Below are 11,457 nucleotides of genomic sequence, written 5' to 3' on the forward strand. Positions count from 1 at the left end.
GGAATCTCAAGGAATGGCATCGCGATTGCTTGCAGAGCCCACCCGCCTCATTCCAGAATGCCGCCTCCTGCTCCAACCGCTGCCCACCCATGGCCCATCCCTGCCCCTGCGGCAAGCCCGCCGAATATGCCGCCTGTTGTGGCCGGCACCTCGACCACGGCGAACCGGCGCCCACCGCCGAGGCGCTGATGCGCTCGCGCTACACCGCCTTCACCCTCGGCCGGGACGACTACCTGCTGGCCACCTGGCATCCCGATTTCCGTCCGTCCGCCCTGAACCTTGCCGACGATCCGCCCACCAAGTGGCTGGGCCTCGCGGTGAAGCGCTTCGAGCAGACCGACGAGACCCATGCGGTGGTGGAATTCGTGGCCCGCTACAAGATCGGCGGCCGCGCCCACCGCCTGCACGAAACCAGTCGCTTCGTCCGCGAGGATGGCCACTGGCTGTACCTGGATGGCGACATCCACCCAAACTGAAAAAAACTCAAGGAGACACACCCATGAAGCTCTACTACTCCCCCGGCGCCTGCTCCCTCTCGCCCCACATCGTGCTGCGCGAGGCCGGTTTCGACGTCACCCTCGAAAAGGTGAACCTGCGCACCAAGGAGACCGAGACCGGCGCCAACTACGCCGCCATCAACCCCAAGGGCTACGTGCCGGCACTGCAGCTGGATGGTGGCGAACTGCTCACCGAAGGCCCGGCCATCGTTCAATACGTGGCCGACCTGGTGTCCGAGAAGAAGCTCGCCCCGCCCGCCGGCACCCTCGCCCGGGCCCGACTGCAGGAATGGCTGACCTTCATCGGCACCGAACTCCACAAGAGCTTCAGCCCACTGTTCAACCCGGCCGCCAGCGACGACATGCGCGAAGCTGCCCGGGCCAACCTGGCCCGCCGCTTTCCGATCGCCGCCGCGGCCCTCGACGCCAAGCCTTATCTGCTGGGCGACGAATTCTCGGTGGCCGACGCGTACCTCTTCACGGTGCTGGGCTGGGCGGGACTGGTGAACGTGGATCTCAGCCCGTGGCCGAGCCTCGGCGCCTTTGCCGAACGCATCAAGGCCCGCCCCGCCGTTCAGGCGGCGCTCAAGGCCGAAGGGCTGTTGAAGTAAGAGGCTGGAAGACGATCAGCCGGCGGCGACCAGTTCGATGGTCTCGCCGGCAAAGTCGATGCGCTGCCCCGGGCGCAGCTTGGCCCGCTTGCGATTCTCGATTTCCCCATCCACGAAAACCGCACCGTCGGCGACGCGCTGCTTGGCTTCGCCGCCCGAGCCGCACAGGCCCGAGGCCTTCAGCAGTTGGTCGAGCTGGATGAATTCGCCTTCGACGGGGAAACGGATGGTCATGGTGGCGGGCTCCGGGCAGATGCCGAAAGATGTGAGGAGCGGCGGATTGTGTCAGACCCGACCCAATCCGCCAATCCGGGCCGCCCGCCGGCAGCCCTTCAAACGCCAGAATCAGGCCGGAATGCGCAGCACCTGACCCGGGTAGATCTTGTCCGGGTGGCCGAGCATCGGCTTGTTGGCCTCGAAGATCTTCATGTAGGCGTTGGCATTGCCATAGAACGCCTTGGCGATGGCCGACAGGGTGTCGCCCCGCACCACGGTATGGAACTGGGCCGGCGGCTCGGGGTTGGTCACGGCAAGCTGGTCGTCCACCTTGTCCACGCCATCCACGTTGCCGCAGCACAGCAGCACTTTCTCCTTGGTGGTCTGATCAAGCACGGTGCCGGCCACGGTCACCGTGCTGCTGGCGCCGTCAAAGCTCACCGCCAGCCCGCTGGTGTCGAGGCCCTGCTTGTCGATGTAGGCCACGATGGAGACAGCGGCCTTCTGGTTGAGTTCAGCCAGCTTGTCGGCGGCACTGGGCTCGGCGGCGGCGGCTTCCACATCCTTGCGGCCGAACAGCTTCTCGCCCGCTTCACGTACGAAACTCAGCAAACCCATATGTCTCTCCTGGTGGTGGTCAAACCGACAGACTAAGCCCGCTTCGGGACAAGGACATCAATTATTTGTTTCTAACTGTCAAACCATCGTCATCAGCGGCAGGAAGTCACTCGCCCAGCGGCTTCATGCCGTGACGGCGCCGGGCGCGGGCACAGCCTTCGTCGCCGATGCCCAGCGCCGCAAAGGGCGCAAAATCCCGGCACGGGCCGGGGCGGCGGTCGTAGATCGTGCATTTGACCTCCTGGCCGATCTCGCCGGCCAGTGCAATGCAGCGCGGCGGGCCATCGTCGGTGCCGCGCATCCGCGCCAGGGTAGCCGTCACCGGCACCGTCAGGGCCACCGGCACGCAGCCGCCGGGGCAGGTTTCCAGATCCGAAACGTGGAAATCCACCCGAAAACTCGCGCAGCACGCGCCGCAGGTAAGGCAGGGATCGGCCAATCTCTTGCTCCGTGTCATGAGGGGCCCGAGGGCGCCGCCAGTTTGAAAATCTGTCCCGCCACCTTGCGGGCGCCATGCACCGACAGGTGGTCATCGTCAAAGTAATACGCCTTGCCCCGGCCAGCCGCCAGACAGGCTTCGCCGTCGCACAGGACGTCGGCCGGATCCACCAGGATCACGCCCGGCGGCAAGTCTGCCAGATGATCGCGCACAAAACGCTGACGGCGCATCCACCACCGCTCGGCAACGCCGACGATCCGCTCGCCGCGCTCCAGCAGGATGAGATCGCCGATGCCCTTGCGCAGCTCTGGCGCCTGCACCACCACCACCACCCGCTTGCCGGCCGCGTGCAGGCGCGTCACCAGATCCACGTAGCTGCGCCACACCCGCTGCCGCGCCGCCTCGCCCACCGTGTCGGGCAGCGCCGGATAGACGCCTTCGTGCTTGCCAAAGAGATACAGATTCATCCGGTAGGCCACCACCACCGTATCGACGCCGCGCAGCGACAGCAGATAGGCCAGCGCCGCATCGGACCAGCGCCGGCAAGGTGTGTCCAGATCGCCCTGCCCGAGCACCGGGCCGCAGCCGCTGAAGCTCAGGTGCTTGAGGCTCTGCCCGTGATCCCGCAAGCCTTCGGCCAGCGCGTAGGCGAGCTCAACCGCGTGGCTGTCACCAAACACCGCCCAGGTCGTTCGGCCGCTGAAATACGTGCAGCTGCGGGACGGCGGGGTGAAATCCGGTGAATCGAGGGTGTGGCAGGCATCGCGCAGCGGGCTGGGCTCGGCTGTCTTGCGCAGGGCGATCTGGCCCTCGTCGAGGCGCGCGGCCTCGTAGCCGCCGGTCATCCGCCCGCCCTGCCCCACGGCGATGAAGAACAGCAGGAACACGCCACTCAGCACGAACACCGCCCGGCGGGGAATCGTCCGCCGCTGACGGAAAGGCCGCTCGACAAAGCGCCAGCTGAGATAGGCCAGCCCCACCGACGCCACCGCCAGCGCCGCCATCAACCCGTGACTCGGCGCCCCGATGGCACGCACACGGGCAAAGGCGAGGAGCGGCTGATGCCACAGATAGGCGCTGTAGCTGAGCATCCCCACGCCCACGAAGAAGCGGCTGCCGAGGATCGCCCCGACGCTGGTCTGCGGCGTGGCGAAGAGGATCACCAGCGCCGTTCCCACGGTGGGCAGCAGCGCATACAGCCCGGGAAACGGAGTGCTCCGGTCAAACAGAAGGACCGACGCGGCGATCGCCCCAAAGCCCGCCAGACTGGCCACCTGCCCCATCCACGCCCGCGGCGGGACGAGCGCTCCGCTCTCGCCGGCCCGGGCCGACAGCACCAGCGCCGCCAGCGCACCGATGAGCAGCTCCCAGCCCCGGGTGGGGAGCAGATAGTAGGCGGCGGTCGGGTCGCGCCGCAGGCCCCACTCGGCGACCACCAGGCTGGCCGCCAGCAGCACGGCGAGCATCACCGCGATCCGCCGCCGACCCAGGCGCCAGGCGGCCATCAAAAGGAGCGGGAAGAACAGGTAGTACTGCTCCTCCACCGCGAGGCTCCAGGTATGGAGCAGCGGCTTGAGCTCCGCCGAGCTGTCGAAATAGCCGCTCTCGCGCCAGAACAGCACGTTGGACGCAAACAGCGAGACGCCGATCAGGCTGTTGCAGAACTTCTGCATCTCGGCCGGCGCCAGCCACAGCCAAGCAAAAGGCAGCGTGACCAGCATCACCACGAACAGCGCCGGCAGAATGCGCCGGGCACGCCGCTCGTAGAAGCCAACGAGGGTGAAGGTGCCGGCCTGGAGTTCGGAAAGCAGGATGGTCGTGATCAGGTAGCCGCTGATCACGAAAAAGACGTCCACGCCCACATAGCCGCCGCCGAAAAGGCCGAAGCCAGCGTGGAAAAGGATCACCGGCAAGACGGCGACGGCCCGCAGGCCGTCGATCTCGCCGCGGTACTTCAGGCCCACAAAACCGGGCCCTCAGGGCTGCGGAGGCTTACTTCCCCTCGCCGCAACATTTCTTGTACTTCTTGCCGCTGCCGCAAGGGCAGGGTTCGTTGCGGCCCGGGCCGCTCCTGGCGGCGCCGGTGGCGGCGGTCACGGCCACCGGTTCGGGCGTCGGCAGGCCAAGGGCGCGCCAGTTCTGGTAGAGCCGCTGGACCGCGAGGCCCTTCTCCTCAAGCTCGGCCAGCTGGGCTTCGGCGTCGGGGAGCACGGTGACTTCCTCTTCAGGCCCGAGGATGGTCTCCAGCAGGGATTCGGCGATGGTCGTGTCGCTCACCGCGTCAGGCCATTCCACCGGCCACATCTCGAAGCCCTGCTCGAAGCCGTTGGTCCACTCCTCGCCGATGGCCGGGTCGTCGTCGCCGCCCTGGGCGTAGCAGAACGGCTGCCAGCCTTCGGCCTCGCCCTCTTCATCGCCCAACTCGTCGCCGATCACCGCCAGCATGTCATTGTAGTAGCGTAGGACCAGCTCGATGGCCTTCTGCAGCACCGCACCGGAGCCGAAACCCACCTCGCCTTCGTCGGCGGTCCACACCGCCGGCAGCCATTCTTCCACCTTGATCGGCAGCGGCGACGAGACGATGGCGGCCAGGTAGCCGTCCAGCATCTCCATGTTCATGCAGTCGGCGGGCACATCCTCGGAAACCAGCAGCTCCTCGAGCTGCTCCAGTTCTTCTTCGGACAGGGGTTCGGATTGAAATTGGGTCATGACGGGTTTTCCTCCAGTTTTGGTTGGCTATCGAGCTCCACCACACACCGGTAAAGGGTCTGGCCGGAATCCCGGTACTTGCGTTCAAAAGGCGTGAGCGGCGATGGAGCCTCGAAGGACTCCCAGCCAACCTCGCGGCCGGTCAGGAGACCGATCGCGAGGGCGAATTCTTCCACATAAATATGCCAGTTGCTGCGGCATTCCAGCCTTCCCCCCAGCCTTGGCACAAAAGGAAACACGGGATGTGCATGCCATCGCCGGGCCAGGTGGCCGATCTTCGGCCACGGGTTTGGGTACAGGATGTAATGCCGGGCGAGCCGGATGCCGGCCTCGGCCATCAGCCGCCAGAAATCCACCAGATCGGCCCGCACGAAGACCATGTTCTTCGGCATCAGCGCATCCGGGTAAGGCTTCTTGCGGGACAGCCGGTCTTCCGACTGATCCACGCCGATCACCCAGTGATCGGGAAACGCCCGGGCGAGCTGGATGGTGCTGTGCCCCACCCCGCAGCCGGCGTCGAGGATTAGCGGCGCCTTGCCGTCCCAGCCGGCGAGGCTGGCCTCGAAGGCGGCCTTGTTGTAATCGAGATACGGTTTGCGGAAATCGGAGCGGGCATGTTTGGCAACCCGCTCGATGAGGTGTTCATGAACACCCGGCTGGGCGCTCTCGGGAATCTTCGAATTGGCGTACATCCCGCAATTCTACGCGGCGGCCTTCAGCACCGGTACGCCATGACAGCCCAGGATGTGGGCGACCACCAGCGGATCCTTCTGGGCGCGCAGTTCGGCGTAGAGAATCTCGGCCCGGGGAAAGTTGCGCCGCAGCATCCCCAGCCACTGCTTGAGCCGGCCCGGAGCGTGGCGCGCCTCGACCTTGGCCAGCACCCGCCGCCAGAACTCGCCGATCAGCGGCAGCAGCTCGGCCCACTCGGCCTCGCGATCCGGCTCAGCCTCGCCCCCCGCGCGGATGCGCCTCGCCAGGAAGGGATCGGAAACCGCGCCGCGGCCCAGCATCACGTCGGAGGCGCCGCTCACCTCACGGCAGCGCAGCCAGTCGGCCTCGTTCCACACCTCACCGTTGGCCACCACCGGCACATCCACCACGTCGGCGATGCGGCCGACCCATTCCCAGTGGGCGGGCGGGCGATAGCCGTCGGTCTTGGTGCGGGCATGGACGACGAGATCCTCGACCCCGCCGTCGGCCAGGGCCTGGGCGCATTCCAGCGCACGGCCGGTGTCGGCCACGCCCAGACGCATCTTGGCGGTGAAGGGGATGTGCCGCGGCACCGCCCGGCGCACCGCGCAGGCGATCGCATGGAGCGTCTCGGGCGTATCCAGCAGCGCCGCGCCGCCCCCGTGGCGATTGACCAGTGGCGCCGGGCAGCCGAAGTTCAGGTCGATCCCCGCCGGGTTCATCCGCGCCAGCTGGGCAGCGTTGTCGCCCATGCAGGGCGGATCGGAGCCCAGCAGCTGCACCCGGACCGGCGTGCCGCTGCTCGTCATGCTGCCGGCGCGCAGCTCCGGCGACACCCGCGCAAAGGCTCGCAGCGGCAGCAACGTGCCCGATACCCGCACGAACTCAGTCACCGCGTGGTCGTAACCCGGCACGCGGGTCAGCACTTCACGCAGCACATCATCCGCGAGGCCCTCCATCGGAGCGAGCAGCAACCGGGTCATCGTCGAAAACACCTTTTGCATCAAAGCCGGGCGCGCAATGTACCGGAGAATCGCCGCCGGCAGAAGCCACCCGTCGGCGCGCCCTGCGCGGGTGCTCGCCGGGCCGGTGCCGGGCGCGGTAAGATTCGCCCCCACGCCGCACGACGACGACATCCAACATGGGCCGGCCCACCTCCGCCAACGGCGACACCCGCAACCTGCGCGACCTGCTGCTGCTCGCCCTGCCGGCGCTGCTGCTCGTCGCCGCCGCCTTTGCGCTGGCCTGGCAGTTCGTGAAGCCGGCGCCGCCCAAGAAGATCGTCATCACCACCGGCGTGGCCGGCGGCGCCTACCAGTATTTTGGCGAACGCTACCGGGAGAAGTTCGCCCAGGAAGGCATCGAGGTCGAGCTGCGCCCCTCCAGCGGCGCGGTGGAAAACCTCCGCCGCCTGAAGACCGACGACGACGTGGACGTGGGCTTCATCCAGGGCGGCATCGCCAACGAGCCCGAATCCGAGGATCTCGCCACCCTCGGCAGCATGTACCTCGAGCCGGTGTGGGTGTTCTACCGGGGCGACGCCCAGCACGACCGCATCTACCAGCTCAAGGGCCGCAGGATCGCCATCGGCGTGCAGGGCAGCGGCGCCCAGCTCTTCGCCCTGCAGCTGCTGGCCGCCAACGGCTTTGCCACCAACGACCCGAAGCTGCTCGCCATCGGCGGCATGGACGCCGTGGACGCGCTGCGCCGCGGCGAGATCGACGCCTTTTTCGTGGTGGGCGCGCCCCAGGCGCCGGTGGTCGATGCCCTCCTCCACACCGACGGCATCAGCCTGCTCAACTTTGCCCAGGCCGACGGCTACGTGCGCCACTTCCCCCACCTGGTCAAGGTGGTGCTGCCCCGCGGCGCCATCAAGATCCACGCCGACAAGCCCAACCGCGACATCCAGCTGCTGGCCGCTACCGCCAACCTGGTGGTGCGCGCCGACATCCACCCGGCCATCGTCACCCTGCTCCTCAAGCACGCCCGCGAGATCCACAGCCCGCCCGGCCTGCTCCAGGACGCCAATGCTTTCCCGACGCCCCGCGACCACGCCCTGCCGCTGCACCCCATGGCCCAGCGCTTCTACGATTCCGGCCCGCCGCTGCTCCAGCGCTACCTGCCCTTCTGGCTGGCGGTGCTCATCGACCGGCTGCTGGTGATGATCCTGCCCTTCTTCGCGGTGGTGATCCCCCTCACCAAGATCATCCCCGGCATCTACAACTGGCGGATGCGCTCGCGGGTGTATCGCTGGTATGGCGAACTCAAGTTCCTCGAAGCCGAGATCGACGCCCTGCCCGAAGCCGCCCGCACTGCCGACGCCCTCGACGCCTTCAACCTGCGCCTCGACCGCATCGAGATGCGCGCCGCCCACCGCAAGCTGCCCCTCGCCTTCAGCAACGAGCTTTACACCCTGCGTGAACATATTGGCCTTGTCCGCCGCCGGCTGGCCCGGCTCGCGGAAAGCGTCACGACAAGCTCGCCGTCATCGTCCTAGAGTGATCGTGCCGGTAACCCCCGGCACCGGAATCACCGTCTCCCGCTGAGTCTCACCATGAGCCCCCATCTAGATCTCACCGCCCCCTACGCCCCCCTCGTCCGCCGGATCGAATCCGAAGGCAGCATCGACGGCCAGATGCTGGTCATCGACCACTTCCTCAACCACCGCATCGAGCCCGGCTTCATCTTCGAGCTGGCCCACGAACTGGCCCGCCGGCTGTCCTTCTTCCAGCCCAACGTGATCCTCACCGCCGAAGCCAGCGGCATCGCCCCGGCGCTGATCGTCGCCCAGGCCCTGAGCGTGCCGATGGTGTATGCCAAGAAGTACTCGACCGACGTGGAAGCGCCCTCCATCTGCCGCACCATCCCCTCACCCACCAAGGGCGTCGAGACGCGGCTGGCCATCTCCACCCGCTACATCCACCCCGGCCAGCGGGTGGTGATCGTCGATGACTTCCTCGCCAACGGCCGCACCGCCGCCGCCCTCATCGAGATGGCCCGCGAAGCCGGCGCCGACGTGCGGGGCGCCGGCTTCGTGGTCGAAAAACGCTTCAAGCAAGGCCGCGAGCACATCGAAGCCCTGCATGTCCCGGTGTCCACCCTCGCCCAGGTCGAGCGCGTGGAAGACGGCCGGGTGGTGATGACCCAGGCGCGGGGCGCTTGAACCTTCCACCGCGGGCAGCGTGCTTTCCGTTTGAGCTAGAATGCCCATCGCCGCTCTGCGGCCGTTTCCCTTTTCGCAGGACGCATCCCGATGGACTTCGCCACCCAAAGAAAGTACTACAACCGTTGCCACTTCCTCGAATCACTCGCCCCCAACGACGAGCGTAATCTGGATATCGACGGCTATGGCGCGGAGAAGGTGCGTGGCATCAACTGGGTCGAAAGGCTCGGACGACGCATCGAGATGTCAGACCCCGCCGTCTTCATCCTGTTCACAGGGCTGCCCGGCTCCGGCAAGTCCACCGAACTTCGTCGGCTGTCCGAACGACTGGCCGATCCCGACTGCGCCAATTTCCTTCCGGTGCTGGTGGATGGCGAAAAGATGCTCGACCTCACCAACCCGGTCGATATCCCGGACGTGATCGCCGCGATCCTGTTCGCAGTCGAAGAGGCCGTGCTCAAAGCCGAAGGCCAGGACACCGACAAAGCCATGGGCGAAGGCTATTTCCAGCGCCTCTGGAACTGGCTGTGCCGCACCGATCTGGACCTTGGCAAGGGCGAGCTCACGATACCGGGCGGCGCCAAGCTGGTGGCCGAAATGCGCACCCGCCCCAGCCTGCGCAGCCGGGTCAGGTCCATCATCTCAAGCCACCTGTCGTCCTTCCTCAGCGAAGCCCGCAACGAACTCGTGCTGCTCGAAGACCGCGCCAGGCAACTCGGCCGCTCGCGCCTCGTGGTCATTTTTGATTCACTCGAGAAGCTCCGTGGAACCAGTGGAAACTGGGAGGAAGTGCTGGCCAGCGCGGAGCGCATCTTCGCCGGTGGCGCGCCCCATCTGCATCTGCCGGTGCATGTGCTCTACACCATTCCTACTGCACTGGTCAGCCGCCGCTTCGAGGATGTGAGCTTTCTCCCGATGATCAAGCTTGCCAACTTCGACGGCTCCCCTTTTGCGCCGGGCGTCGCTGCGGCGCGCGAACTCGTCCGCCGGCGCATCCCCGACGACGTGCTTGCCGAAGTCCTGGGCCCGGATTGCGAAGTGCGCATCGCCGAAGTCATCCGCTGGTCTGGCGGCTACCCGCGAGAGATCGTGCGTCTGCTCCAGTCGGCCCTTGCCAATTCTCATCTTCCCCTTTCCGAGCCCGATTTCCAACGCATCTTCAACGAGCTGAAAGACGCCTACCGGATGATCGTCACTGCCGACGCTTTCGAGTGGCTGGCGCTGGTGGCAAAGGAACGCAATTACACCGCGCTGAACGAAGGTCACCGCCAGATCGCCGATCAGATGCTCCTCAACAACGCCGTGTTGCGCTACGTGAACGGCGAATCGTGGTTCAACCTCCACCCCGCGGTGGCAGAGATTCCGGGCGTCAAGACCGCCCTCGCCGCCCTCGCGGCGCCAGCCGTCGATCCTGATGTCCAGCAATAACGAAGCCGCGCTGCAGCGGCTGGCCAACGCGCTGGCGCTCGGCGACGGTTTCCAGTTTCACATCCTCGTCTGCCCTTCGCCCCTGCAGGTCCGCCAGAGCCTCAGCGCGCTCGCCGAAGGCGTGCCGGCCCGCCGCGGGGGGAGCCTGATTACCCGACCGCTACTGCCCGACACTTTCTCTCCCGACAAGCCCCTCGACAGCGCGCTCACCGCCGCCGTCACCGAAGCGCTTTCCACCCTGCCGCCCCCGGCCGCAGACGAGCGGGTGCTGGCGGTGCTCGACGCAAGCTTCGTCGCCGAAACGGAAATCCCCGCCTGGCGGCAGCTGTTCCGGCGCCTCAACGAACAACGCAACGCCGTAGCCGGCAATGTGAACGCCGCGCTGCTCCTGTGCCTGTCCCCCAGCCTCGAACCGATCTTCGCCCACGAGGCACCAGACTTCTGGTCTATCCGCGGGGTGTCGGTGCGGCTGGAGGCGGAAGCGCCAGCGCCCACCCTGTCGTCCCAACGCACCCTGGCCGCACCGTCCGCCGACATCAGTCTCGCCGCCCTCGCCTCCACCGCGGATGAGCTTCCTGCCCTCCGTCAGGCAGTGGAGGCGCTCCGTCAGCGGGCAAGCGCCTACCCGGATGATCTGGACATCAAGCAAGCGCTGGCCATTCAAATCGGTCGATTGGGCGATACACTGCATCGCAGTGGCAGCACCCAGAACGCTGTGCAGGCTTACCTGGAGACACGAGCGCTTCTGGAGCACTTGATCGCTATCAAGCCGGATATAGCGGGCATCCAGGCCAACCTCGCCGTCACCTACGAACGCCTCGGCGACCTCATGACCGCCCTCGGCAAGGGCGACGAGGCCCGCGACTACTTCATCAAGGCCTTCGATCTCCGCCAGCGGCTCGCCCAGGCAGAACCCCAGCGCGCCGACTACCAGCGCGGCCTGTCCGTCTCCTACGAACGCCTCGGCGACCTGATGACCGCCCTCGGCCAGGGCGAGGAGGCACGCGACTATTTCCTCAAGAGACTCGCCATCGCCCAGCGGCTCGCCCAGGCCGAACCCCAGCGCGCCGACTACCAGCGCGA

The 11,457-nt window shown here is 66.8% G+C and carries 13 protein-coding genes; 6 read left to right on the plus strand and 7 right to left on the minus strand.

From position 1 onward, the window contains the following. The first annotated feature begins 89 nt into the window (after positions 1 to 89). Positions 90 to 476 (plus strand): YchJ family metal-binding protein, encoded by a 387-nt coding sequence (locus tag Q0672_RS19805; RefSeq protein ID WP_284186711.1) that lies wholly within the window; start codon positions 90 to 92, stop codon positions 474 to 476. Between the two features lie 23 nt (positions 477 to 499). Then, positions 500 to 1,108: a glutathione transferase GstA gene (gene gstA, locus Q0672_RS19810; protein WP_298625027.1), complete on the plus strand. Its 609-nt coding sequence runs from the start codon at positions 500 to 502 to the stop codon at positions 1,106 to 1,108. A 15-nt stretch (positions 1,109 to 1,123) separates the two neighbouring features. Here the strand turns inward: gstA and Q0672_RS19815 are convergent, their stop codons facing one another. The 7 genes from Q0672_RS19815 to Q0672_RS19845 form a co-directional block, all read right to left on the minus strand. Next, entirely contained in the window at positions 1,124 to 1,342 is a 219-nt protein-coding gene (locus Q0672_RS19815) for an RNA-binding S4 domain-containing protein (protein WP_153161073.1), read from the minus strand. A 111-nt stretch (positions 1,343 to 1,453) separates the two neighbouring features. Then, positions 1,454 to 1,942: a peptidoglycan-binding protein LysM gene (lysM, locus tag Q0672_RS19820; RefSeq protein WP_298625028.1), complete on the minus strand. Its 489-nt coding sequence runs from the start codon at positions 1,940 to 1,942 to the stop codon at positions 1,454 to 1,456. Between the two features lie 106 nt (positions 1,943 to 2,048). After that, a complete protein-coding gene (locus Q0672_RS19825) occupies positions 2,049 to 2,399 on the minus strand; it encodes a YkgJ family cysteine cluster protein (RefSeq protein ID WP_298625029.1) in 351 nt (116 codons plus the stop codon). Continuing rightward, entirely contained in the window at positions 2,396 to 4,345 is a 1,950-nt protein-coding gene (locus Q0672_RS19830; protein ID WP_298625030.1) for an acyltransferase family protein, read from the minus strand. The genes Q0672_RS19825 and Q0672_RS19830 overlap by 4 nt, the downstream gene beginning before the upstream one ends. 28 nt (positions 4,346 to 4,373) lie before the next feature. After that, the gene (locus Q0672_RS19835; RefSeq protein WP_298625031.1) at positions 4,374 to 5,090 is read right to left on the minus strand and encodes a UPF0149 family protein; all 717 of its coding nucleotides are present in this window, start codon (positions 5,088 to 5,090) and stop codon (positions 4,374 to 4,376) included. Continuing rightward, positions 5,087 to 5,782, minus strand: a complete 696-nt coding sequence (locus tag Q0672_RS19840) for a methyltransferase domain-containing protein (RefSeq protein ID WP_153161069.1) — start codon at positions 5,780 to 5,782, stop codon at positions 5,087 to 5,089. The genes Q0672_RS19835 and Q0672_RS19840 overlap by 4 nt, the downstream gene beginning before the upstream one ends. A gap of 9 nt (positions 5,783 to 5,791) precedes the next feature. After that, positions 5,792 to 6,766, minus strand: coding sequence for a tRNA-dihydrouridine synthase (locus tag Q0672_RS19845; RefSeq protein WP_298625034.1), 975 nt, complete (start codon positions 6,764 to 6,766; stop codon positions 5,792 to 5,794). A 158-nt stretch (positions 6,767 to 6,924) separates the two neighbouring features. Here Q0672_RS19845 and Q0672_RS19850 point away from each other — a divergent pair, with 158 nt between their 5' ends. The 4 genes from Q0672_RS19850 to Q0672_RS19865 form a co-directional block, all read left to right on the plus strand. Then, complete coding sequence (locus Q0672_RS19850) at positions 6,925 to 8,280, plus strand: TAXI family TRAP transporter solute-binding subunit (RefSeq protein ID WP_298625036.1); 1,356 nt, start codon at positions 6,925 to 6,927, stop codon at positions 8,278 to 8,280. A gap of 57 nt (positions 8,281 to 8,337) precedes the next feature. Then, positions 8,338 to 8,946, plus strand: a complete 609-nt coding sequence (gene xpt / locus Q0672_RS19855; protein WP_298625038.1) for a xanthine phosphoribosyltransferase — start codon at positions 8,338 to 8,340, stop codon at positions 8,944 to 8,946. A 90-nt stretch (positions 8,947 to 9,036) separates the two neighbouring features. Then, entirely contained in the window at positions 9,037 to 10,374 is a 1,338-nt protein-coding gene (locus tag Q0672_RS19860) for a hypothetical protein (protein WP_298625040.1), read from the plus strand. Continuing rightward, a partial coding sequence (locus tag Q0672_RS19865; RefSeq protein ID WP_298625042.1) for a tetratricopeptide repeat protein occupies positions 10,361 to 11,457 on the plus strand: 1,097 nt, incomplete at its 3' end. The genes Q0672_RS19860 and Q0672_RS19865, both read left to right, overlap by 14 nt.

The sequence above is a fragment of the uncultured Zoogloea sp. genome (assembly GCF_937894855.1).
GTDB classification, from domain to species: Bacteria; Pseudomonadota; Gammaproteobacteria; order Burkholderiales; family Rhodocyclaceae; genus Zoogloea; species Zoogloea oryzae.

What these genes read in the sequence shown, in the direction of transcription:
- Q0672_RS19825 (WP_298625029.1), bottom strand. Translation starts at nt 2,399, where the DNA reads ATGACACGGAGCAAGAGATTGGCCGATCCCTGCCTTACCTGCGGCGCG.
- xpt (WP_298625038.1), top strand. Translation starts at nt 8,338, where the DNA reads ATGAGCCCCCATCTAGATCTCACCGCCCCCTACGCCCCCCTCGTCCGC.
- gstA (WP_298625027.1), top strand. Translation starts at nt 500, where the DNA reads ATGAAGCTCTACTACTCCCCCGGCGCCTGCTCCCTCTCGCCCCACATC.
- Q0672_RS19805 (WP_284186711.1), top strand. Translation starts at nt 90, where the DNA reads ATGGCCCATCCCTGCCCCTGCGGCAAGCCCGCCGAATATGCCGCCTGT.
- Q0672_RS19835 (WP_298625031.1), bottom strand. Translation starts at nt 5,090, where the DNA reads ATGACCCAATTTCAATCCGAACCCCTGTCCGAAGAAGAACTGGAGCAG.
- Q0672_RS19850 (WP_298625036.1), top strand. Translation starts at nt 6,925, where the DNA reads ATGGGCCGGCCCACCTCCGCCAACGGCGACACCCGCAACCTGCGCGAC.
- Q0672_RS19840 (WP_153161069.1), bottom strand. Translation starts at nt 5,782, where the DNA reads ATGTACGCCAATTCGAAGATTCCCGAGAGCGCCCAGCCGGGTGTTCAT.
- Q0672_RS19860 (WP_298625040.1), top strand. Translation starts at nt 9,037, where the DNA reads ATGGACTTCGCCACCCAAAGAAAGTACTACAACCGTTGCCACTTCCTC.
- Q0672_RS19845 (WP_298625034.1), bottom strand. Translation starts at nt 6,766, where the DNA reads ATGACCCGGTTGCTGCTCGCTCCGATGGAGGGCCTCGCGGATGATGTG.
- Q0672_RS19815 (WP_153161073.1), bottom strand. Translation starts at nt 1,342, where the DNA reads ATGACCATCCGTTTCCCCGTCGAAGGCGAATTCATCCAGCTCGACCAA.
- lysM (WP_298625028.1), bottom strand. Translation starts at nt 1,942, where the DNA reads ATGGGTTTGCTGAGTTTCGTACGTGAAGCGGGCGAGAAGCTGTTCGGC.